This window comes from Paenibacillus sp. LS-5 (assembly GCF_056121505.1).
Genome location: NZ_JBWAVA010000112.1, coordinates 1 through 246, shown reverse-complemented (window position 1 = coordinate 246; position 246 = coordinate 1). Strand labels below are relative to the sequence as shown.

1 protein-coding gene is annotated in these 246 nt (G+C 68.7%); it reads right to left on the bottom strand.

All coding sequences use genetic code 11. The features are described 5' to 3' along the window. On the bottom strand, positions 1-246 hold a 246-nt coding region (locus AC0MA3_RS26680; protein WP_474658375.1), incomplete at both ends, for a MutS N-terminal domain-containing protein.

Here is a 246-nt window from a genome sequence, read left to right as displayed (position 1 = left end):
GTCAGCGACAGCCAGGCCAGTCCATGTCGCTTGCCCTGGACGCTGACCGCCAGCAGTACCGCATCCTGCTTGTCGGCCAGCAACTCGGTGTCGGTGATCGTGCCCGGCGTGACCACGCGCACCACCTTGCGCTCCACCGGCCCCTTGCCCGCGCCGACCTCGCCGACCTGCTCGGCAATCGCCACCGCCTCGCCCAGCTTGATCAGCTTGGCGAGGTAGCTTTCGAGCGCATGCACCGGCACGCCA